This is a genomic window from Streptomyces sp. NPDC090083 (assembly GCF_044747445.1).
Lineage (GTDB): Bacteria > Actinomycetota > Actinomycetes > Streptomycetales > Streptomycetaceae > Streptomyces.
Map to the genome: position 1 here is coordinate 73,479 of NZ_JBIVED010000003.1, position 22,340 is coordinate 95,818.

Consider the following 22,340-nt stretch of genomic DNA (forward strand, 5'->3'; position numbering starts at 1 on the left):
GAGGCGGGGCGCACGGCTCGCCCCCGACCGGAACCGAGACACGGGCCCACCATCAGGGCGGAGCCGGACCCGAGACACGGGCCCATCATCAGGGCGGGGCCGGGGCCGAGACACAGGCTTCTCGCCCGGCCGGGGCCAAGGCGCACGCCCCGCGCTCCGCGCGCGCGAAGCGAGCGGCCGAACGGGACGCGCGCGCCCGGCGCCCGCTCCGGCGCCGCCGCCTCTCCATGCGGTTCCTGCTGCCGATGCTGCTCCTGGTCGCCCTGCTGGCGATGCTGATGCTGCGCGGCTACGTGCACAGCGAGATCCTCGCCGACCACCGCATCCGGCCCGAGGCCGCGACCAACAAGGTCCCGGACAAGATCCTCGACGGCGGCCCGGTCATCGACACCCGCGGCGGCCGTACCACCAGTCTGGACGTGCCGGACCGCGAGATCGTCCTGACCTTCGACGACGGCCCCGACCCGACCTGGACGCCCAAGGTCCTGGACGTGCTGAAGAAGCATCACGCGCACGCCGTCTTCTTCGTCACCGGCACGATGACCTCGCGCTACCCGGACCTGGTCAAACGCATCGTGGCGGAGGGCAACGAGGTCGGTGTGCACACCTTCAGCCACCCCGACCTCTCCTTCCAGTCCAAGCGGCGCATCGACTGGGAGCTGTCCCAGACCCAGCTGGCGATCACCGGCGCGGCCGGCATCCGGACGTCGCTGTTCCGGCCGCCGTACTCGTCGTCGGCCGACGCGATGGACAACCTGTCCTGGCCGGTGACCCAGTACATCGGCAGCCGCGGCTACATCACCGTCGTCAACAACACGGACAGCGAGGACTGGCAGAAGCCCGGCGTCGCGAAGATCATCAGCAACGCCACCCCGCGCGCGGGCAAGGGCGCGATCGTCCTCATGCACGACTCGGGCGGCGACCGGCACCAGACCGTGCAGGCGCTGGACAAGTTCCTGCCGGAGATGCAGGCCAAGGGCTACACCTTCGGCAACCTCACCGAGGCGCTCGGCACGCGCAGCGCGCTCACCCCGGTGAGCGGCGTCGACCTGTGGAAGGGCAAGGCGTGGATCTTCCTGGTCCAGGCCTCGGACAACATCATGGACGTCCTGGTGGTCGGCCTCGCCATCACCGGCTCGCTCGTCATCGCCCGCTTCGCGATGATGCTGCTGCTCTCCGCGATCCACGCCCGCCGGGTGCGCCGCAAGGACTTCGCCTGGGGCCCGCCGGTCACCGAACCGGTCACGGTGCTCGTCCCGGCCTACAACGAGGCCAAGTGCATCGAGAACACGGTCCGTTCCCTCATGGCGAGCGAGCATCCGATCGAGGTGATCGTCGTCGACGACGGCTCGGCCGACGGTACGGCGAGAATCGTCGAGGCGATGAACCTCCCGAACGTACGGGTCGTGCGCCAGGTCAACGCGGGCAAGCCCGCCGCGCTCAACCGCGGTCTGGCGAACGCCAGTCACGACCTCATCGTCATGATGGACGGCGACACGGTCTTCGAACCGGCCACCGTGCGCGAGCTGGTGCAGCCCTTCGGCGACCCGCGCGTCGGCGCGGTCGCGGGCAACGCCAAGGTCGGCAACCGCGACTCCCTCATCGGGGCCTGGCAGCACATCGAGTACGTGATGGGCTTCAACCTCGACCGCCGGATGTACGACATCCTGCGCTGCATGCCCACCATCCCGGGCGCGGTCGGGGCGTTCCGGCGCAGCGCGCTGGAGCGGGTCGGCGGCATGAGCGACGACACCCTCGCCGAGGACACCGACATCACGATGGCGATGCACCGCGACGGCTGGCGCGTGGTCTACGCCGAGAAGGCGCGGGCCTGGACCGAGGCACCGGAGACGGTCCAGCAGCTCTGGTCCCAGCGCTACCGCTGGTCCTACGGCACGATGCAGGCGATCTGGAAGCACCGGGGAGCCCTGCTCGACCGGGGTCCGTCCGGCCGCTTCGGCAGGGTGGGCCTCCCGCTGGTGGCCCTGTTCATGGTGGTCGCCCCGATCCTGGCCCCGCTGATCGACGTGTTCCTGCTCTACGGCCTGGTGTTCGGCCCGACGGAGAAGACGTTCCTCGCCTGGCTGGGCGTCCTCGCGATCCAGGCGTTCTGCGCGGCGTACGCCTTCCGGCTGGACCGCGAACGCATGACCCACCTGGTCTCGCTGCCCCTGCAGCAGATCCTCTACCGCCAGCTCATGTACGTCGTCCTGCTCCAGTCCTGGATCACCGCACTCACCGGAGGACGCCTGCGCTGGCAGAAGCTGCGGCGCACGGGTGTCGTGGAGGCGCCGGGCGGCCCGGTGCCGACGCAGCGCGGCGGCCACAGCGAACGGAGGTCGGTGGCATGACGCACGGATACCCGACCGGGGCGGGCACGAGCCCCGAGTCGACGCCGGTGTACGGGACTCCGCAGATTCCTCGACCGCGCCGGCAGGAAACGGAGGCGGCGCCGGAGTCGGCGTCGGAGGCGACACCGGCGAAGGCCAAGGGCGGCGGCCGGGACCGCTACCTCGACCTCCTCCGCTCGATCGCGCTGGTCCGCGTGGTCGTCTACCACCTCTTCGGCTGGGCGTGGCTCTCGGTGCTGTTCCCGTCGATGGGCGTGATGTTCGCGCTGGCGGGTTCCCTGATGGCCCGGTCCCTCAACCGCCCCGCGCTGGGCGTGATCAAGGGCCGGCTGCGCCGACTGCTGCCCCCGCTCTGGGCGTTCGCCGCGGTGGTGCTGGTGATGATGTTCGGGATGGGCTGGAACCCGCTCAAGGACCCCGACATGGGCGGCACCTGGTGGGGAGCGGCGAAGGTCCTCGACTACCTCGTGCCGGTCGGCGCGCCGCCGTACCCCGAGCATCTGGGGTCGGAATCGGGCCTGTTGGAGAGCACGTGGGCGGACCAGGCGGCGGGACCGCTCTGGTACCTGCGGGCGTACCTGTGGTTCGTGATCGCGTCACCGCTGCTGCTGTGGGCGTTCCGCAGGATGCCCTGGGCGACGCTGCTGGCTCCCCTGGCGCTGACGGCGGTGGTGGGCACCGGCCTGGTCACCATCCCCGGCGAGACGGGCAACGCGGTGTCCGACTTCGCGGTGTACGGCGGCTGCTGGGTCCTGGGCTTCGCCCACCACGAGGGCGTGCTGAAGCAGGTCCCGCGCTATCTCGCGGTGTCCGGCGCGACCCTGGTCATGGGCTTCGGCCTGTGGTGGGCCTCGGGACATCTGGGCCCCGACGGCTGGGACCTGAACGACATCCCGCTCGCCCAGGCGGCGTGGTCCTTCGGCGTCGTGGTGATCCTGCTCCAGTACGCCCCGTCGTGGCAGGAGCTGCCCGGCCGCCTGGCCAGGTGGGACAAGCTGGTGACCCTCTCCAACAACCGCGCCGTCACGATCTACCTGTGGCACAACCTGCTCATCATGGCCACGGTCCCGATCATCGACCAGCTGTACAACCTCCCCTTCATGGGGAGCGACGCGGCGACGTCCTTCCTCGACAAGGCGGACACGTTCCTGATGTTCGTGCTGATCTGGCCGCTGATCGCGGTGGCGATCCTCGCGTTCGGGTGGATCGAGGACATCGCCGCCAAGCGGAGGCCGCGGCTGTGGCCCAACGGGGTCAGCGGTGGGGGGAGCCGGCGCAGGGGAGCGTGAGGAGGCGGAGCAGGGCGGAGTCCGGCGGGGCCGGTGCCTCCGCCCTGCTCCGCTCCCACCTCACCGGCGCCCGGCCCCGCCCGTGAGAGCAACGTTCCCTTCCGGTCACTCACAGCCACAGGGTCGAAACGCGGCCTCCCTACCTTCGGGACGTATCGCTGCTCGTTACCCCGTAGCGCACGTGGAGGCGTCATGACAGCCGCTGGGAAGTGGATCGAGCACTGGGATCCCGAGGACGAGACGTTCTGGAGGGAGACCGGGGAGAAGGTCGCCCGGCGGAACCTCGTGTTCTCGGTGCTCTCGGAGCACATCGGGTTCTCGATCTGGACCCTGTGGTCCGTGCTGGTGCTGTTCATGGGCCCGGAGTACGGGCTGACCCCGGCCGACAAGTTCCTGCTGACCTCGATGGTCACGCTGGTCGGCGCGGTCGTCCGGGTGCCGTACACCTTCGCGGTGGCCGTCTTCGGCGGGCGGAACTGGACGATCGTCTCGGCGAGCCTCCTCCTCGTGCCGACCGTCGCCGCGTTCGCCGTGATGAAGCCGGGGACCTCCTTCGGCACCTTCCTCTGGATCGGTCTGCTGGCCGGCATCGGCGGCGGCAACTTCGCCTCCTCCATGACCAACATCAACGCCTTCTTCCCGCTGCGGAAGAAGGGCTGGGCCCTCGGGCTGAACGCCGGCGGCGGCAACATCGGCGTCCCGGTCATCCAGCTGATCGCCCTCGCGATCATCGGGGCGAGCGGCGGGCCGCGCGTGCTGCTCGGGATCTACATCCCGCTCATCCTGGTCGCCGCCGTCCTCGCCGCGCTCTTCATGGACAACCTCACCTCCGTGAGGAACGACACCGGCGCCGCCAGGGACGCCGCGCGGGACCGGCACACCTGGATCATGGCGTTCCTGTACATCGGCACGTTCGGGTCGTTCATCGGGTACGCGTTCGCGTTCGGGCAGGTGCTCCAGGTGCAGTTCGGGCGTACGCCGCTGCAGGCCGCGTACCTCACCTTCATCGGGCCGCTGCTCGGCTCGCTCGTCCGGCCCGTCGGCGGCTGGCTCGCCGACCGCTACGGCGGCGCGCGGATCACGCTGTGGAACTTCGTCGCCATGGCCGCGGCGACCGCGGTCCTGGTCGTCGCCAGCATGGAGAAGTCGCTGCCGCTGTTCGTGACGGTGTTCGTCGTCCTGTTCGCGCTCAGCGGGCTCGGCAACGGGTCGACGTACAAGATGATCCCCGGCATCTTCCAGACCAAGGCCCTCGCCAAGGGGCTCGCCGGGGAGGAGGCCGCCGCCTACGGGCGTCGGCTCTCCGGCGCCTCGATGGGGCTCATCGGGGCGGTCGGCGCGCTCGGCGGGGTCGGCATCAACCTCGCCTTCCGCCAGTCGTTCCTCTCCTCCGGCTCCGGGACCGGCGCGTTCGTCGCCTTCCTCGTCTTCTACGGCCTCTGCTTCGGGGTGACATGGGCCGTATACCTTCGCCGCCCCACCGCCCAGGCTCAGGCCAAAGCTTCCGCATCGGAGACGAAGACCCAGCTCAGCTATGCGGAGGTGTGACGTAACACCGGCGACATAGAGTCGAACCGAGCCTGTCATGCGCCGTTGACAGGCTCGGTTCGCATGTAGCCACCGGACCACCACCGCCGCACCGCCCCACCACCGCATCCACGGCCGCCTGTACGGCCGCATGTACGACTACGTTCGGGACGAGAGCCATGTACGAGGAACCGCAGCGACCGGATCGCGCGCAGCACGGGCCCCTCTCCGGGTTCACCGTGGGCGTCACCGCCGCACGCCGTGCCGACGAGCTGGGGGCGTTGCTCCAGCGGCGCGGTGCGGTGGTCGTGCACGCGCCCGCGCTGCGCATCGTGCCCCTGGCCGACGACAGCGAACTGCTCGCCGCGACCAAGGAGTTGATCGAGCAGGCGCCGGATGTCGTCGTCGCCACCACGGCCATCGGGTTCCGGGGCTGGATCGAGGCCGCCGACGGGTGGGGTCTTGGGGAGGCGCTCCTCGAACGGCTGCGCGGAGTGGAACTGCTCGCCCGGGGACCCAAGGTGAAGGGGGCGGTACGGGCGGCCGGGCTGACCGAGGAGTGGTCGCCGTCGTCCGAGTCCATGGCGGAGGTGCTCGACCGGTTGCTGGAGCAGGGTGTCGAGGGGCGGCGGGTCGGCCTTCAGCTGCACGGCGAGCCGTTGCCGGGGTTCGTGGAGGCGCTGCGGGCCGGGGGAGCGGAGGTCGTCGTCGTGCCCGTGTACCGGTGGATGCCACCGGAGGACATCGCTCCGCTGGACCGGCTGCTGGACGCGACCGTCGCGCGGGGGCTCGACGCGCTGACGTTCACCAGCGCGCCGGCCGCGGCGTCGCTGCTGTCCCGCGCCGAGACGCGGGGGCTGCTGCCCGACCTTCTCGCCGCCCTGCACCACGACGTCCTCCCGGCGTGCGTCGGGCCCGTCACCGCGCTGCCGCTCCAGAACCACGGCATCGACACGGTCCAGCCCGAGCGCTTCCGGCTCGGCCCGCTCGTCCAACTGCTCTGCCAGGAGCTTCCCGGCCGGGCCCGCACCCTGCCCATCGCCGGGCACCGGGTGGAGATCCGGGGCCACGCGGTGCTGGTGGACGGGGCGCTGCGGCCGGTGCCGCCGGCCGGGATGTCGCTGCTCAGGGCGCTGTCCCGGCGGCCGGGATGGGTGGTGGCCCGGGCCGAGCTGCTGCGGGCGCTTCCGGGTGCCGGGCGGGACGAGCACGCGGTGGAGACGGCGATGGCCCGGCTGCGCACGGCACTCGGTTCTCCGAGGCTGATCCAGACGGTGGTGAAGCGGGGGTACCGGCTGGCGCTGGATCCGGCGGCCGACACGAAGTACGCGGGGGCGTGAGCAGGGCGGCCCTGGCGGGTTGTCGGTCCGGGGCGTCGGTGCCGGCGCAGCCGGGGCTCCGCCCCCGTGCCGTGGAGCAGGCACCTCCCCGCACCGAGTTCCCACCCCCGCTCAGGCCCCCGCCCTAACCAGCGCCCCCGCGCCGGAATCCCCCGTACAGCACGAGCGCCCGCACCAGACACCCCACCCCCACCGTCGACAGCGCCGCCCGCACCACGTTCCATCCCACCCACGCGTCCTCGAACCGGTCCCGGGCCGCTCCCACGTCAGCCGTGTCCGCGAGGGTGTCGTTCAGGGGGATGTTGAAGGCGATGGTCACCAGGAACGCCAGCGCGTACGCCACCGACGCCGCCCACACCCACCGCCGGTACGGCGTGCCGCGGGACTGCCAGGCCGCGATCCCGGTCAGGACCAGCGCCCCCATGAAGCTCAGGAAGAAGACGGGGTTCTGGATGACGTCGTTGATGTCGCGCATCACCTCGACGAACACCCGGTCGTCGCTGCGCGCCAGCGCCGGCATGATCGCGCAGGCGAAGACGTAGAAGACCCCGGCGGCCAGCCCCATCGCGACGGTGGCCGCGCCCAGTACCCAGCCCGTGCCGTTCGTGCCCTGTGTCCGTGTCATGGCCCCAGTCAACGGACGGCACGCCCCGCCGGACATCGCCGAGACGCGCGCCCGCATACGCGACCGTCCATGCCGACGTCCATGCCGACATCCGTGGCGATGCCGGTGCCGTTGTCCGGGCCGTTGTCCGGGCGCGGGCGGCACGAGGGGTTCCGGCCGCGTCGGCGGGCGGGCACTGTAGGGGGAGGGGCCGGAAGGCCGGGCCCCACCTCACTCGTAGCCCACCGACACGACCGACGACCGGGGTACTCCCTAGGCGGTGACAGGCACATGGCACTCGGTTCGACCATGGCCCCGTACGAGCTCCGTTTCGACGCCGGGCGGATCTGCCTGGATCTCCTCGCGACCACGCACCCCGAGGAACGGCTCGACGCACCGGAGCCGTTGCGCGCGTGGATCGTCCGGTCGGAGCTCGTCCCGGCGGCCACTCCGCTCGCCCACGTCGACTCCGCCTGGCTGGTCGGCTTCCGTGAACTGCGGGGGCAGATAGGGACGTTGGTGCGCAGGAACACCGGCCCCGACACCCGGGGCCACGACCTCGCCCTCGCCCGCGTCAACGACCTCGCCCGTGCCGCCACCCCCGCACCCCGCGCCGTACCGGACGAAGAGGGCGTCCTGGTGCGGCAGTTGGACGGGGCCCCGGGGTGTGAGGCGCTGCTCGCGGTGATCGCGCGGGACGTCGTCGAGCTGCTCACCGATCCCGTCGCGCGGGCTTCGCTCCGGGAGTGCGAAGGGGACAACTGCCCGATCGTCTATCTGGATTCGTCCCGGGGCCGTCGGCGCCGCTGGTGCTCCAGCGAGGTGTGCGGGAACCGGGAGAGGGTGGCCCGGCACCGGCGGCGGGCGGCGCTCGCGCGAGCCTGAGAATCCCATTTGCGGCTTCTGTGAAGTGACGGCACGTCAAGGGGCGAAGTGATTTCGACAACAGTGCGTTTCACTCCGCGGCGGCCCGGGCAGCCCGGGTGATCTTGCTCGTGTGGTGGAAATGTAAAGATCGTACGGTGGGAATGTGCACCCATGTCCAGCTCGTCACGTCACTCCGCAGGAAACTGTCGCCTCACGTTGAACATCCGCCCACCCGCCCGCGTACCTCTCCATGAGCGACCGACTGGGGGAACCCCCGGACACCGGAGGTGGGCGTGCGCAAGGATTCCGTCGTGGCCAATGAACACGCACCGAGGGCCCGACATCGCATGTCCCAGTCCTCGGAACCTGATGAGGAGCTGATGCGTGCTCTGTACCGGGAGCACGCCGGACCCTTGCTCGCCTATGTGTTGCGGCTCGTCGCCGGGGACCGGCAGCGTGCCGAGGACGTGGTGCAGGAGACGCTCATCCGGGCCTGGAAGAACGCCGGCCAGCTCAACCGGGCGACCGGATCGGTACGACCCTGGCTTGTGACGGTGGCACGGCGCATCGTCATCGACGGTCACCGCAGCCGGCAGGCCCGGCCGCAGGAGGTGGACCCGTCGCCGCTGGAGGTCATCCCCGCGGAGGACGAGATCGACAAGGCGTTGTGGCTGATGACACTGTCGGACGCGCTGGACGACCTGACCCCGGCCCACCGGGAGGTGCTCGTCGAGACGTACTTCAAGGGGCGTACCGTCAATGAGGCGGCCGAGACGCTTGGCATCCCCAGTGGCACGGTGCGCTCAAGGGTGTTCTACGCCCTTCGATCGATGAAGCTTGCTCTGGAGGAGCGGGGGGTGACGGCATGAGCATTTACGGGGGATACGGAACGGGTAGTCCTGGTTCTATGCAGGGATCTCAGGGCTCGAACGAACACGAGACCGTCGGCGCCTATGCCCTCGGAATTCTCGATGACGCCGAAGCAACCGCTTTCGAAGCCCATCTCGCCACCTGTGAGTGGTGCGCCCAGCAGCTCGACGAGCTGGCCGGGATGGAACCGATGCTGGCGGCGCTCGCGGATCTGCCGGGTTCCGGCACTCCCGCGATCGGCGAGTCCCTGTCCGCGAAACCCAGTCCACGGCTGGTGGAGCGGCTGGTCGACGACGTCGGTGAACGTCGGGCGCTGAAGCGGCGGCGCAGTTTCTACATGATCGCCGCCGCGGCGGCCCTGATCATCGCGGGACCGCTGGCCGTGATCGCGGCCAACGGCGGCGACAGCTCGGGAAGCAGCGGCACCGTGGCCGCGTCGACCGCCAAGACCACCTTCGACACTTTGTCCGACAAGGTCACGGCGACGGACGCGAGCACCAAGGTCACCGCGACCGTGGCGATGTCCAAGAAGGACTGGGGCACGCTCGGGATCGTGGAGCTCAAGAACGTCAAGGGCCCGCTGAAGTGCTCCCTGATCGCGGTCGGCAAGAACGGCGAGCGCGAGACGATGAGCTCCTGGTCGGTCCCGGCCTGGGGCTACGGCATCGCGAACGGCAAGACGGAAGAGGCCAAGAAGCCCCTCTACGCCCAGGGCGGAGCTGCCTTCACGCCGAACGAGATCGACCACTTCGAGGTCATGACCTTCGACGGCAAGAAGCTCGTGGCGGTCGACGCGTGAGCGGGTGACGCCTGGCCACATGTGGTCGCCGGGGTCCGGGACGCGCCAGGTGCGCGTCCCGGACCCCGCGTCTTTGTCAAGATCCACTCGGCAGGCCCCTCGCTACGGAGGCTTTCCTTCGCGTACGGTTGACGGCTGCCCAGCACGTCAGAAGGGGGCCCGGTGGCCGCACAGGCTCAACAGGAGACCGCGCTCGACACGGTGTCCGACACGTCCGCCCAGGATTCGCTACGGGACCGGGAGATCAGCGTCGAACAGGCACACCTGGACCGGGTGTACCGCCGGCTTGAGGAGAAGATCCACGAGGCCGAGTTCCTCATGAACGACGCGGCCCAGCGCGGCCAGGTCGGCACCCCCGGCGCGCTCGCCGAGCGGGACGCGCAGGTGTTCCGCGCCGGTATCCACCTCAACCGGCTCAACAACGAGTTCGAGGACTTCCTCTTCGGGCGGATCGACCTCCTGCTCGGCAAGGACGGCAAGAAGGGACCCGACGGCGCCTACACCGCGGTGGAGCCCGCCGAGGGCGCCGTGCGGGAGGACCGGACCGCCGACATCGCCGAGACGCTGCACATCGGGCGGATCGGAGTGCTGGATTCCGAGTACGCGCCGCTGGTCATCGACTGGCGGGCGCCCGCCGCCGCGCCCTTCTACCGGTCCACCCCGGTCGACCCCGGCCGGGTCGTGCGGCGCCGGGTCATCCGGTCCAAGGGCCGACGCGTCCTCGGCGTCGAGGACGACCTGATGCGGCCGGAGCTGAGCGCTTTCCTCGACGGCGACCGGCTGGCCGTCATCGGCGACGGAGCCCTGATGGCCGCGCTCGGCCAGGCCCGCAGCCACACCATGCGGGACATCGTGGCGTCCATCCAGGCCGAGCAGGACCTGGTGATCCGCGCCCCGGCCGCCTCGGTGACCTACGTCGAGGGCGGCCCGGGCACCGGCAAGACGGCCGTCGCGCTGCACCGCGCCGCCTACCTGCTCTACCAGGACCGGCGCCGGTACGCGGGCGGCATCCTCATCGTCTCGCCGACCCCGCTGCTGGTCGCGTACACCGAGGGCGTCCTGCCGTCCCTCGGCGAGGAGGGCCAGGTCGCGATCCGGGCGATCGGTTCGCTCGCCGAGGACACCGGCGGCGCCGAGGCCACCCTGTACGACTCCCCGGCCGTGGCCCGCGCGAAGGGCTCGTACCGCATGCTCCGCGTGCTGCGGAAGGCCGCGCGCGGCGCCCTGGAATCGAGCGACGCGCCGGACCGGCTGCGGGTCGTCGCCTTCGGACGGCGGCTCGAACTGGAGGCCGCCGACCTGGAGCGGGTCCGGCAGAGCGCGCTCAGCGGCACGGCCCCGGTCAACATGCTGCGCCCGCGTGCCCGCAAGCTGCTCCTCGACGCCCTGTGGGAGCGCTCCGGTTCCGCGGGCCGGCACACCGACCCCGAACTCGCCGCCGAACTGCGCTCGTCCTTCGACGAGGACATCACGAGCGAGGACGACTTCATCGCGTTCCTCGACGCCTGGTGGCCCGAGCTGACCCCGCGCGCCGTCCTGGAGTCGATGTCCGACGAGCGCAGGCTCGGCCGCTGGGCCCGGCGCATCCTCAACCCCGGCGAGGTCCGCAGGGTCTCCCGCTCGCTGAAGCGGGACGGCCTCTCGGTCCACGACGTGGCGGTCCTCGACGAACTCCAGGCGATCCTCGGCACCCCGGCCCGCCCCCGCAAGCGGCGCGACCTGGACCCGCTGGACCAGCTCACGGGCCTTGAGGAGCTGATGCCCGTACGCGAGGAGTCGCAGCGCGAACGCGCCGAGCGGCTCGCCCAGGAGCGCACCGAGTACGCGCACGTCATCGTCGACGAGGCCCAGGACCTCACCCCGATGCAGTGGCGCATGGTCGGCCGCCGCGGCCGGCACGCCACCTGGACGATCGTGGGGGACCCGGCCCAGTCCTCCTGGTCCGACCCCGACGAGGCCGCCGAGGCCCGCGACGAGGCCCTCGGCTCCCGCCCCCGGCGCCGCTTCACCCTCACCGTCAACTACCGCAACCCCGCCGAGATCGCCGAGCTGGCGGCGAAGGTCCTGGCGCTGGCGATGCCCGGCTCCGAGTCCCCGTCGGCGGTCCGCTCGACCGGCGTGAAGCCGCGTTTCGTGGCCACGGGCAACGAGCACGGCGCCGGCGCACGGAACTCGCTGGCCGAGTCCGTGCGCGCCGAAGCCGCGCGGCTGCTCGACCGGGTCGACGGCACGGTCGGCGTGGTCGTCGCGATGAACCGCCGTGAGGAGGCCCGCCGTTGGCTCACCGGCCTCGGGGACCGGGTCGTCGCCCTCGGCAGCCTGGAGGCCAAGGGCCTCGAGTACGACGCGACCGTGGTCGTCTCGCCCGCGGAGATCGCCGACGAGTCACCCGCCGGACTGCGGGTCCTCTACGTCGCCCTCACCCGCGCGACCCAGCAGCTCACGGTCGTCTCCGCCGAGCGGGACGAACCGGACGCGAACGGGGTGCCGGACCTGCTCCGCGACTGACGGCGAAGGGCCGTCCCGGAGCCGCTTTCGATGAACTCTCGGGATGGGAATGGCCTTACGGGATCTGTTTGTTAGCCTGGATGTGACACCGGCCCGATCCAAGCCCCCGGGCCCAACCTTCGTCGCTACGAGCGACCACTTGCCGCGAGGCGAGCATGGCGGGTCGGTGTCACTGATCGTGAGAGAGGCCCCCGTCACGGGAAAAGTGACGGGGGCCTCTTCTTCTCGCGAACAAAACGTTCGCAATCGGGGGCGGCTAACGCCTACCGGGCAGTAGGTGCGACGATCGGAACGCGTATCAGCTCCACGCGTACCCAGCTCAACGGTGAAAGCAGAGGAAGTCGGCCATGGCTACGGCGCCCAGCGTCTCCTACTCGATCACGGTCCGTCTGGAGGTGCCCGCGAGCGGAACGGCGGTCTCCCAGATCACCACGGCCGTGGAGTCCCACGGAGGCTCGGTGACCGGCCTCGACGTGACCGCCTCCGGCCACGAGAAGCTCCGGATCGACGTCACCATCGCCGCGTCCTCGACGGCCCACGCCGACGAGATCGTCCAGCAACTGCGCGGCATCGAGGGCGTCACCCTGGGCAAGGTCTCCGACCGTACGTTCCTCATGCACCTCGGCGGCAAGATCGAGATGCAGTCCAAGCACCCGATCCGCAACCGTGACGACCTCTCCATGATCTACACCCCGGGCGTCGCCCGCGTGTGCATGGCGATCGCGGAGAACCCCGAGGACGCGCGCCGCCTCACCATCAAGCGCAACTCCGTCGCGGTCGTCACCGACGGCTCCGCCGTGCTCGGCCTCGGCAACATCGGCCCCAAGGCCGCGCTGCCGGTCATGGAGGGCAAGGCGGCCCTGTTCAAGCGGTTCGCCGGCATCGACGCCTGGCCGCTGTGCCTGGACACCCAGGACACCGACGCGATCGTCGAGATCGTCAAGGCCATCGCCCCGGGCTTCGCCGGCATCAACCTGGAGGACATCTCCGCGCCGCGCTGCTTCGAGATCGAGGCCCGGCTGCGTGAGGCCCTCGACATCCCCGTCTTCCACGACGACCAGCACGGCACCGCGATCGTCGTCCTCGCCGCGCTGACGAACGCGCTGCGGGTGGCCGGCAAGGGCATCGGGGACATCCGGGTCGTCATGTCCGGCGCGGGCGCGGCCGGCACGGCCATCCTCAAGCTGCTGCTCGCCGCCGGTGTGAAGAACGCGGTCGTCGCCGACATCCATGGTGTCGTGCACGCGGGCCGCGAGGACCTGGTGGACGCCAAGCCCGACTCGCCGCTGCGCTGGATCGCCGACAACACCAACCCCGACGGCCTCACCGGCACCCTCAAGGAGGCCGTGCGCGGCGCCGACGTCTTCGTGGGCGTCTCCGCCCCGAACGTCCTCGACGGCGACGACGTGGCCGCGATGGCCGAGGGTGCGATCGTGTTCGCGCTCGCGAACCCGGACCCCGAGGTCGACCCGACGGTCGCCCGTCAGACGGCGGCCGTCGTGGCCACGGGCCGCTCGGACTTCCCGAACCAGATCAACAACGTGCTGGTCTTCCCGGGTGTCTTCCGCGGTCTGCTGGACGCGCAGTCCCGCACCGTCAACACGGAGATGATGCTCGCCGCCGCGACCGCACTCGCGAACGTGGTGACCGAGGACGAGCTGAACGCGAACTACATCATCCCCAGCGTCTTCAACGACAAGGTCGCCGGCGCGGTCGCGGGCGCGGTGCGCGACGCGGCGAAGGCGGCGGGGGTGGCGGCGGCCTCGACGACGCCCTCCGTGTCGTAGCGCTGCCGTAGTGCCCCGATCGGCGTATGTGCGGCGGCTGTGAGGATCGCCACGGCCGCTCGCACATCGGCGCGTCGCGGAACCCGGGGCCTTCGGCGGCCGTTTATCGTGGCGGCCAGGCTTCGGGCCTCTCCAGGCCCGGCCTTCGCTGCCGGGAGCCGACAGAGCGTCACCGCACAGAGGGCGTGGCGCTTTTCGTGTGACTCCCACGGGTGTTCTCGCGACTCCTACAGGTGCCGGATTGGCTTTCCCGCCGCAGGTAGGGGCAGGATGCGTCTTCGGGCGCGAGGGTCTGGACGACGGACCCGGGTCCGGGGACTCACCGAGGACCCTGGCAGCATCGGCTTCACCGTGCCCGATATGCGGCTCCGCCGCGTGGCACGCCTCAAACGGCAAGAAGAACACGGGAGTAACAACATGAACCGCAGTGAGCTGGTGGCCGCGCTGGCCGACCGTGCCGAGGTGACCCGCAAGGACGCCGACGCCGTTCTGGCCGCGTTCGCCGAGACCGTCGGCGAGATCGTCTCCAAGGGCGACGAGAAGGTCACCATTCCCGGCTTCCTGACCTTCGAGCGCACCCACCGTGCCGCTCGCACCGCGCGCAACCCGCAGACCGGCGACCCGATCAACATCCCCGCCGGTTACAGCGTCAAGGTGTCCGCGGGCAGCAAGCTCAAGGAAGCCGCCAAGGGCAAGTAGCCGAACGCGCTCCGCATGAGCGCCGGGTGACTGCGGGCCGTCGTTCGGCCGACGGGACCGCCGTGACTGGTCGCGCAGTTCCCCGCGCCTCTCCGGGGCGCTCAGCACAACGCCGATGGGGCGGCCACCCGAGTCCGGGTGGCCGCCCCATCGGCGTTCGTGCGGAGGCTGCCGCTAGCCGAGCGCCTTGCCCGGCAGTTCCACCTTCGCGCCCAGCTCGACGAGCTTCTCCATGAAGTTCTCGTAGCCGCGGTTGATGAGGTCGATGCCGTGGACGCGGGACGTGCCCTGGGCCGCGAGGGCGGCGATGAGGTACGAGAAGCCGCCGCGGAGGTCGGGGATGACCAGGTCGGCGCCCTGGAGGCGGGTCGGGCCCGAGACGACCGCCGAGTGCAGGAAGTTGCGCTGGCCGAAGCGGCAGTCGGAACCGCCGAGGCACTCGCGGTAGAGCTGGATGTGCGCGCCCATCTGGTTCAGGGCGGAGGTGAAGCCGAGGCGGGACTCGTAGACCGTCTCGTGGATGATCGAGAGGCCGGTGGCCTGCGTCAGGGCCACGACCAGGGGCTGCTGCCAGTCCGTCTGGAAGCCGGGGTGCACGTCGGTTTCGAGCGCGATGGACTTCAACTGGCCGCCGGGGTGCCAGAAGCGGATGCCCTCGTCGTCGATCGCGAAGGCGCCGCCCACCTTCCGGTAGGTGTTGAGGAACGTCATCATCGAGCGCTGCTGCGCGCCCTTGACGTAGATGTTGCCCTCGGTGGCCAGTGCCGCGGACGCCCAGGACGCGGCCTCCAGGCGGTCCGGGAGGGCCGCGTGGGTGTAGCCGCCGAGCGAGTCCACACCGGTGATGCGGATCGTGCGGTCGGTGTCCATGGCGATGATCGCGCCCATCTTCTGCAGTACGCAGATGAGGTCCTCGATCTCCGGTTCCACCGCCGCGTTGGCGAGTTCGGTGACGCCCTCCGCGAGCACCGCGGTCAGCAGCACCTGCTCGGTCGCGCCGACGGACGGGTACGGCAGCTTGATCTTCGTGCCCCGCAGCCGCTGCGGAGCCTCCAGGTACTGGCCGTCCGCCCGCTTCTCGATCTTCGCGCCGAACTGCCGCAGCACCTCGAAGTGGAAGTCGATCGGCCGGCCGCCGATGTCGCAGCCGCCGAGGCCCGGGATGAACGCGTGTCCGAGCCGGTGCAGCAGCGGGCCGCAGAACAGGATCGGGATGCGCGACGAGCCCGCGTGGGCATCGATGTCGGCGACGTTGGCGCTCTCCACGTGCGACGGGTCGAGCACCAGCTCGCCCGGCTCCTCACCCGGACGGACCGTCACCCCGTGCAGTTGCAGGAGTCCGCGTACGACACGAACGTCACGGATGTCCGGAACGTTGCGCAGTCGACTTGGCTCGCTGCCCAGCAGGGCGGCGACCATGGCCTTGGGTACGAGGTTCTTCGCACCACGGACACGGATCTCGCCCTCGAGCGGGGTTCCGCCGTGGACAAGCAGTACGTCGTCTGAGCCGTTGACGGTCATGGATCTCGCGTTCCGTGGAGTTGGGCAGGGGCCGAAGACGTAAGCGTAATGGCCGCCCACCCCCCTCCCGTAAGCCCAGGGAGCACCCAGCCGCGTCATAGCTGTGTCACAACACGAACCGTTCCCCGTCGGGCACATGGGGTCACGGGACGGGGGTGTGCGCGGAGGACGCTCCGGTGCGCCCTGAGCTGCGTTCACTCAGGTACCCGCATTGCCTCCCCCATCACGGGGAAGATGCGGGATCATGTCAGGCATGACCGAGGTGTCCTCGCTCACAGGGCGGTTGCTCGTGGCAACACCCGCCCTGGCGGACCCGAACTTCGACCGCGCGGTGGTGCTCCTTCTCGACCACGACGAGGAGGGCTCCCTCGGCGTCGTCCTCAACCGTCCGACCCCGGTGGACGTCGGCGACATCCTGGAGGGCTGGGGCGATCTGGCCGGCGAACCGGGCGTCGTCTTCCAGGGCGGCCCGGTCCAGCTCGACTCGGCCCTCGGTGTCGCCGTCATCCCGGGCGGCGCGGCCGGCGAGCGGGCCCCGCTCGGCTGGCGGCGCGTGCACGGCGCGATCGGACTCGTCGACCTGGAGGCCCCGCCGGAACTGCTCGCCTCGGCGCTCGGCTCGCTGCGGATCTTCGCCGGGTACGCGGGCTGGGGCCCCGGGCAGCTGGAGGCCGAACTGGGGGAGGGGGCCTGGTACGTCGTCGAGTCGGAGCCGGGTGACGTGTCCTCGCCGTCCCCGGAGAGACTCTGGCGCGAGGTGCTCCGCCGCCAGCGCAGCGAGCTGGCGATGGTGGCGACCTATCCGGACGACCCTTCCCTGAACTGAGGGACCCTTCGCGGAACCGATGCCGGTGGGCGCCAGTACCCTTGGCACCATGAGCACTCTTGAGCCCGAGCGCGGGACTGGTACGGGGACCCTCGTAGAGCCGACGCCCCAGGTGTCGCACGGCGACGGGGACCATGAGCGCTTCGCCCATTACGTCCAGAAGGACAAGATCATGGCGAGCGCCCTCGACGGCACTCCCGTGGTGGCGTTGTGCGGGAAGGTCTGGGTGCCGGGCCGCGACCCGAAGAAGTACCCGGTGTGTCCCATGTGCAAGGAGATCTACGAGTCCATGGGCTCGGGCGGGGACGGCGACAAGGGCAAGGGCGGCGACAAGTAGCCGTTCGGCCGGTCTGAGTTCGGTCGGTTCCGAGGCTCTCGGTTTCTGAGGCCCTCGGGGTGCGCTTCGGCGTGCCCCGGGGGCCTTTCTCGTGTTTCGGCGGCCTTTCGCGTGTCACGAAGTGGTTGAGACCTCTTGTGGCCGCGTTCATCTACTCCCTAATCTCCGTGGTGTTGTGCAGAGCGAAACGCCCATTGCATATGTTGCAACGCACGCACGGAGGAACCGCTCCATGAAGCTCGCCCCCAGATTCGCCGTCCTCATGGCCGCCGCCGCTGTCGTCGCCGGCTGCGCGCCCCAGACCTCCGACAACTCGTCCTCGGAGAAGGACGACCAGAGCGGCACCCTGCGGGTGTGGCTCTTCCAGGAGGTCGGCAACGACCCGAAGGCCAAGGTCGTCGACTCCGTGGTCGCCGACTTCGAGAAGGCCCACAAGGGCACCAAGGTCGACGTCGAGTACATCCCGATCGACACCCGCGCCCAGCGCGTCAAGGCCGCCTTCAACGACCCGAAGTCCGCGCCCGACGTCATGGAGTACGGCAACACCGACACCGCCGGCTACGTGAAGGACGGCGGACTCCTCGACGTCACCAAGGAGTTCGGCGCCTGGAACGAGGCCAAGGACACCGACCCGACCGCGAAGCAGTCCGTCACGGTCGACGGCAAGACGTACGGCTCCCCGTTCTACGTCGGCGTCCGCGCCCTCTACTACCGCACCGACGTCTTCAAGAAACTGGGCCTCCAACCCCCGAAGTCCATGGCCGAGTTGGCGTCCACCGCCCGGAAGATCCACAAGGCCGAGTCCGGCCTCTACGGCCTCGTCGTCGGCGGCGCCTACACCTACGGCGCGATGCCCTTCGTGTGGGCCAACGGCGGCGAACTCGCCACGGCCGACGGGGGTTCGTACACCTCGGGCATCGACAGCGCCGCCGCCCAGAAGGGCATCAAGGCGTACACCTCGCTGTTCACCGGCGACAACTGTCCCGCCGCCAAGTGCGCGGTGATGGGCGGCAACGACACGATCACCGCGTTCGCGGCGGGCAAGGCCGGGATGGCCATCGGGGGCGACTTCAGCCACACCGCCGTCGAAGCGGGCAAGGTCAAGGGCAAGTACGCGGTCGTGCCGCTGCCCGGCGTCGCGTCCGGGTCCGTCGCTCCCGCCTTCGCCGGGGGCAACAACATCGGTGTCCTCAAGAGCACCTCGCACCGCACGCTCGCGGTGGACCTGATGGAGCAGCTCACCTCGAAGACGACGCAGGCCTCGATGTTCGACGCGATGGGCTTCCTGCCCACCTTCACCGACGTGCGGGACGCGGCCGCGGCGAAGGTGCCGTTCGAGAAGCCGTTCGTCCAGACCCTGGCCGCGGGCACCAAGTTCGTTCCCGCGTCGCCCGGTTGGTCGGAGATCGACTCGTCGCTGGTGCTGCCGACGATGCTGCAGGAGGTCATCAGCGGCAAGAAGAGCGTGGCCGCCGCCTCCCAGGACGCGGCGAAGAAGATGAACGACGCCTTCAGCTCTGCGGGTTGACCGGTGGCGCCCAACAGCTCGGTTGTCGTGGAGCGTTCGCGGGTGCCGCGCCGCCGTGGCCGATCGGGCCCGGGCGGCGGCGGCCGCCCATCCCCCACGGCCCCGCGCCTCCGGCGGAGTTCGGGTGTGCCCTGGTTGTATCTGGCCCCCGCTCTCGTCGTCCTCGGCGGGTTGCTGGTCTACCCGATCTACCAGCTCGGGTTGATCTCCTTCTTCCGGTACACGCAGGCCCAGGTCAGTGGCGGGGAGCCGACCACCTTCGAGGGGTTCGGGAACTACTCCGCGCTCTTCTCGGACAGCCAGTTCTGGCAGGTGCTCGTGGCCACCGTGCTGTTCGCGGGGGCCTGCGTGGTCTCGACGCTCGCCGTCGGGTGCGCGCTCGCCGTGCTGCTCACCCGGGTGCGCGCGCTGCCCCGACTCGCCCTGATGCTGGCCGCGTTGGGAGCCTGGGCGACGCCGGCGGTGACCGGTTCGACGGTCTGGCTGCTGCTGTTCGACCCGGACTTCGGCCCCGTGAACCGCGTCCTGGGCCTCGGCGACCACTCCTGGACGTACGGACGCCTCAGCGCGTTCTTCCTCGTCCTGCTCGAAGTGGTGTGGTGCTCCTTCCCGTTCGTGATGGTGACGGTCTACGCCGGGATCCGTGCCGTGCCCGCCGAGGTGCTGGAGGCCGCCGCCCTGGACGGGGCCTCCCAGTGGCGGATCTGGCGGTCCGTCCTCGCGCCGATGCTGCGGCCGATCCTGACCGTCGTCACCATCCAGTCGGTCATCTGGGACTTCAAGGTCTTCACCCAGATCTACGTCATGACCAACGGCGGCGGCATCGCGGGCCAGAACCTCGTCCTGAACGTGTACGCCTACCAACAGGCCTTCGCGTCCTCGAAGTACAGCCTCGGCTCGGCGATCGGTGTCGTCATGCTGCTGATGCTGCTCGCCGTCACGCTGGTCTATCTGCGCCTGCTGCGCAGGCAGGGGGAGGAGCTGTGAGCCTGCTTCGCGGTCTCGTACGACGGCCCTGGCGGCTCGCCGCCGAGGCCTCGGCGCTGCTGATCGCGGTCGTCGTCGCCTTCCCCCTCTACTGGATGGTGCTCAGCGCCTTCAAACCGGCCGGGGAGATCGAGTCGAGCGAGCCCCGGCCGTGGACGCTGGCGCCCTCCCTGGACTCGTTCCGGCGGGTGTTCGGGCAGCAGGAATTCGGCCGTTACTTCGTCAACAGCCTTGTCGTGGCGTGCTCGGTGGTCATCGTCTCGGCGCTGATCGCCTTTCTCGCCGCGACGGCCGTGACGCGATTCCGGTTCCGCTTCCGGACCACCCTCCTGATCATGTTCCTGGTGGCCCAGATGGTGCCCGTGGAAGCGCTGACGATCCCCCTGTTCTTCACCATGCGGGGGCTCGGGCTGCTGAACACGCTGGGGTCGCTGATCCTGCCCCAGATCGCGTTCTCGCTGCCGTTCGCGATCTGGATGCTGCGGGGGTTCGTGAAAGCGGTGCCGGACGCGCTGGAGGAGGCCGCGTACATCGACGGGGCGAGCCGGACGCGATTCCTGTGGCAGATCCTTTTCCCGCTCGTCTTCCCGGGGCTGGTGGCCACGAGCGTGTTTTCGTTCATCTCGGCCTGGAACGACTTCCTGTTCGCCAAGTCCTTCATCATCAGCGACACTTCCCAGTCGACCCTGCCGATGGCCCTCCTCGTCTTCTACAAGCCGGACGACCCGGACTGGGGTGGCGTCATGGCGGCCTCCACGGTGATGACGATTCCGGTGCTGGTGTTCTTCGTACTCGTACAGCGACGTCTGGTCTCGGGACTGGGCGGAGCGGTTAAGGACTGACGTGACTTCAGAGACGGAACTGATTCCGGCGCCGACGGCCGTCGAGGGTCCCACCCGGTACGGGTTCGCCTTCACGGCGGACACCGCGCTGTGGGGAGAGCCCGGCACCGAGGGCACCCAGCGCTGGCTGCGATCCACGCTCGGGGCCGCCCTCGGGCTGTCGCTGCCGCCCGGCGAGGAAGGGGGCGGCGACACGGTCGCGCTGCGCCTCGACGGCACCCTGCCTGCGGAGGCGTACCGCCTGGAGGTGTCGCCGACCTCGGGTGTCGTGATCACGGGCGGCGGCCCGGCCGGCGTGTTCTGGGGCGCCCAGACCCTGCGCCAGCTCCTCGGCCCCGCCGCCTTCCGGCGCGCTCCCGTCCGCCCCGACACGACCTGCGCCGTGCCGGGGCAGGCCATCCACGACGCCCCCCGCTTCGGGTGGCGCGGCCTCATGCTCGACGTGGCCCGGCACTTCATGCCCAAGGAAGGCGTGCTCCGCTACCTGGATCTGATGGCGGCGCACAAACTCAATGTCTTCCACTTCCACTTGACGGACGACCAGGGCTGGCGCGTACAGATCAAGCGGTACCCGAAGCTGACCGAGATCGGCTCCTGGCGGGCGCGCACGAAATTCGGCCACCGCGCCTCACCGCTCTGGGACGACAAGCCCCACGGCGGCTACTACACCCAGGACGACATCCGCGAGATCGTCGCCTACGCCGCCGAGCGGCATATCACCGTGGTCCCGGAAATCGACGTACCAGGGCACTCGCAGGCCGCCATCGCCGCGTATCCGGAACTCGGCAACACCGACGTCGTCACCGCCTCGGCCGAGGGAGGCAACTCCCTCTCCGTCTGGGACACCTGGGGGATCAACCCCAACGTCCTCGCCCCCACCGACAACACCCTGCGGTTCTACGAGGGGGTGTTCGAGGAACTCCTGGAGCTGTTCCCGTCGGAGTTCATTCACGTCGGCGGCGACGAATGCCCCAAGGACCAGTGGAAGGAGTCGGCGACCGCACAGGCGCGCATCGCGGAACTCGGGCTCGCGGACGAGGACGAGTTGCAGTCGTGGTTCATCGGACACTTCGACAAGTGGCTCTCCGCGCGCGGGAGAAGACTCGTCGGCTGGGACGAGATCCTGGAGGGCGGGCTCGCCGAAGGCGCCGTCGTGTCGTCATGGCGCGGCTACGAGGGCGGGATCACCGCCGCCCGCGCGGGCCACGACGTCGTCATGTGTCCTGAACAGCACGTGTACCTGGACTGGCGGCAGGCCCCCGGAGAGGACGAACCGGTGCCGATCGCCCATGTGCGCACCCTGGAGGACGTCTACCGCTTCGAGCCGGTTCCCGAGCAGCTCACCGAGGCCGAGGCCGGCCATGTGCTGGGCGCGCAGGCCAACGTGTGGACCGAGGTGATGGAGGATCACGCGCGCGTGGACTACCAGACGTTCCCCCGGCTCGCGGCGTTCGCCGAGGTCGCCTGGAGTGCCCTCCCGGCGCCCGCGGAACGGGACTTCGCCGACTTCGAGCGCCGGATGGCCGCCCACTACCCGCGACTCGACGCCCTGGGGGTCGCCTACCGCCCGCCCACCGGACCCCTGCCGTGGCAGCGCCGCCCCGGAGTCCTCGGACGCCCCAAGGACGGCCCGCCCCCGAACGCCTAGGACCCCGGAG

The 22,340-nt window shown here is 70.2% G+C and carries 18 protein-coding genes; 16 read left to right on the top strand and 2 right to left on the bottom strand.

Annotated elements, in window-relative coordinates; translation table 11 throughout:
- Window positions 1-227 precede the first annotated feature (227 nt).
- The 4 genes from ACIPTO_RS11360 to ACIPTO_RS11375 all read left to right on the top strand — a co-directional run bounded on the left by ACIPTO_RS11360 (window position 228) and on the right by ACIPTO_RS11375 (window position 6,507).
- Window positions 228-2,351, top strand: a complete 2,124-nt coding sequence (locus ACIPTO_RS11360; RefSeq protein WP_366314418.1) for a bifunctional polysaccharide deacetylase/glycosyltransferase family 2 protein — start codon at window positions 228-230, stop codon at window positions 2,349-2,351.
- Window positions 2,348-3,640, top strand: a complete 1,293-nt coding sequence (locus tag ACIPTO_RS11365) for an acyltransferase (RefSeq protein WP_401190940.1) — start codon at window positions 2,348-2,350, stop codon at window positions 3,638-3,640. Before ACIPTO_RS11360 ends, ACIPTO_RS11365 begins: the two co-directional genes overlap by 4 nt.
- 192 nt (window positions 3,641-3,832) lie before the next feature.
- Window positions 3,833-5,188, top strand: a complete 1,356-nt coding sequence (locus ACIPTO_RS11370) for a nitrate/nitrite transporter (protein ID WP_401190941.1) — start codon at window positions 3,833-3,835, stop codon at window positions 5,186-5,188.
- Window positions 5,189-5,346: 158 nt separating this feature from the next.
- Window positions 5,347-6,507, top strand: coding sequence for a uroporphyrinogen-III synthase (locus ACIPTO_RS11375; RefSeq protein WP_366312908.1), 1,161 nt, complete (start codon window positions 5,347-5,349; stop codon window positions 6,505-6,507).
- 124 nt (window positions 6,508-6,631) lie between these two features.
- Here ACIPTO_RS11375 and ACIPTO_RS11380 read toward each other — a convergent pair whose 3' ends face one another.
- Window positions 6,632-7,132 carry a DUF1772 domain-containing protein gene (locus tag ACIPTO_RS11380; protein ID WP_401190943.1) on the bottom strand — a complete coding sequence of 167 codons (501 nt, stop codon included), beginning with the start codon at window positions 7,130-7,132 and terminating at the stop codon, window positions 6,632-6,634.
- A 270-nt stretch (window positions 7,133-7,402) separates the two neighbouring features.
- Between ACIPTO_RS11380 and ACIPTO_RS11385 the strand changes: the two genes are divergently transcribed.
- The 6 genes from ACIPTO_RS11385 to ACIPTO_RS11410 all read left to right on the top strand — a co-directional run bounded on the left by ACIPTO_RS11385 (window position 7,403) and on the right by ACIPTO_RS11410 (window position 14,641).
- Window positions 7,403-7,996: a CGNR zinc finger domain-containing protein gene (locus ACIPTO_RS11385; protein WP_401190945.1), complete on the top strand. Its 594-nt coding sequence runs from the start codon at window positions 7,403-7,405 to the stop codon at window positions 7,994-7,996.
- A gap of 329 nt (window positions 7,997-8,325) precedes the next feature.
- A complete protein-coding gene (locus ACIPTO_RS11390) occupies window positions 8,326-8,847 on the top strand; it encodes a sigma-70 family RNA polymerase sigma factor (RefSeq protein WP_019056398.1) in 522 nt (173 codons plus the stop codon).
- Between the two features lie 38 nt (window positions 8,848-8,885).
- A complete protein-coding gene (locus ACIPTO_RS11395; protein WP_366312914.1) occupies window positions 8,886-9,647 on the top strand; it encodes a zf-HC2 domain-containing protein in 762 nt (253 codons plus the stop codon).
- Window positions 9,648-9,809: 162 nt separating this feature from the next.
- The gene (locus ACIPTO_RS11400) at window positions 9,810-12,155 is read left to right on the top strand and encodes a HelD family protein (RefSeq protein WP_401190947.1); all 2,346 of its coding nucleotides are present in this window, start codon (window positions 9,810-9,812) and stop codon (window positions 12,153-12,155) included.
- Between the two features lie 347 nt (window positions 12,156-12,502).
- Window positions 12,503-13,942 (top strand): NAD-dependent malic enzyme, encoded by a 1,440-nt coding sequence (locus ACIPTO_RS11405; RefSeq protein WP_366312918.1) that lies wholly within the window; start codon window positions 12,503-12,505, stop codon window positions 13,940-13,942.
- Window positions 13,943-14,359: 417 nt separating this feature from the next.
- Window positions 14,360-14,641, top strand: a complete 282-nt coding sequence (locus ACIPTO_RS11410; protein ID WP_019056394.1) for an HU family DNA-binding protein — start codon at window positions 14,360-14,362, stop codon at window positions 14,639-14,641.
- Between the two features lie 174 nt (window positions 14,642-14,815).
- On the opposite strand, the gene murA is transcribed toward ACIPTO_RS11410, so the two are convergent.
- On the bottom strand, window positions 14,816-16,162 hold the full coding sequence (gene murA, locus ACIPTO_RS11415) for a UDP-N-acetylglucosamine 1-carboxyvinyltransferase (protein ID WP_366312921.1): 1,347 nt from the start codon (window positions 16,160-16,162) through the stop codon (window positions 14,816-14,818).
- Between the two features lie 253 nt (window positions 16,163-16,415).
- On the opposite strand from murA, the gene ACIPTO_RS11420 reads away from it, so the two are divergent.
- From ACIPTO_RS11420 to ACIPTO_RS11445, 6 genes are all read left to right on the top strand, one after another.
- Complete coding sequence (locus ACIPTO_RS11420; protein ID WP_366312923.1) at window positions 16,416-16,988, top strand: YqgE/AlgH family protein; 573 nt, start codon at window positions 16,416-16,418, stop codon at window positions 16,986-16,988.
- A gap of 49 nt (window positions 16,989-17,037) precedes the next feature.
- Complete coding sequence (locus tag ACIPTO_RS11425) at window positions 17,038-17,325, top strand: DUF3039 domain-containing protein (protein WP_026178118.1); 288 nt, start codon at window positions 17,038-17,040, stop codon at window positions 17,323-17,325.
- A 232-nt stretch (window positions 17,326-17,557) separates the two neighbouring features.
- Complete coding sequence (locus ACIPTO_RS11430; protein ID WP_401190950.1) at window positions 17,558-18,853, top strand: extracellular solute-binding protein; 1,296 nt, start codon at window positions 17,558-17,560, stop codon at window positions 18,851-18,853.
- Window positions 18,854-18,895: 42 nt separating this feature from the next.
- Complete coding sequence (locus ACIPTO_RS11435; protein WP_401190952.1) at window positions 18,896-19,840, top strand: carbohydrate ABC transporter permease; 945 nt, start codon at window positions 18,896-18,898, stop codon at window positions 19,838-19,840.
- Complete coding sequence (locus ACIPTO_RS11440; RefSeq protein WP_329250742.1) at window positions 19,837-20,682, top strand: carbohydrate ABC transporter permease; 846 nt, start codon at window positions 19,837-19,839, stop codon at window positions 20,680-20,682. Before ACIPTO_RS11435 ends, ACIPTO_RS11440 begins: the two co-directional genes overlap by 4 nt.
- Before the next feature lies 1 nt (window position 20,683).
- Complete coding sequence (locus tag ACIPTO_RS11445) at window positions 20,684-22,330, top strand: beta-N-acetylhexosaminidase (RefSeq protein WP_401190954.1); 1,647 nt, start codon at window positions 20,684-20,686, stop codon at window positions 22,328-22,330.
- Window positions 22,331-22,340: the final 10 nt, after the last annotated feature.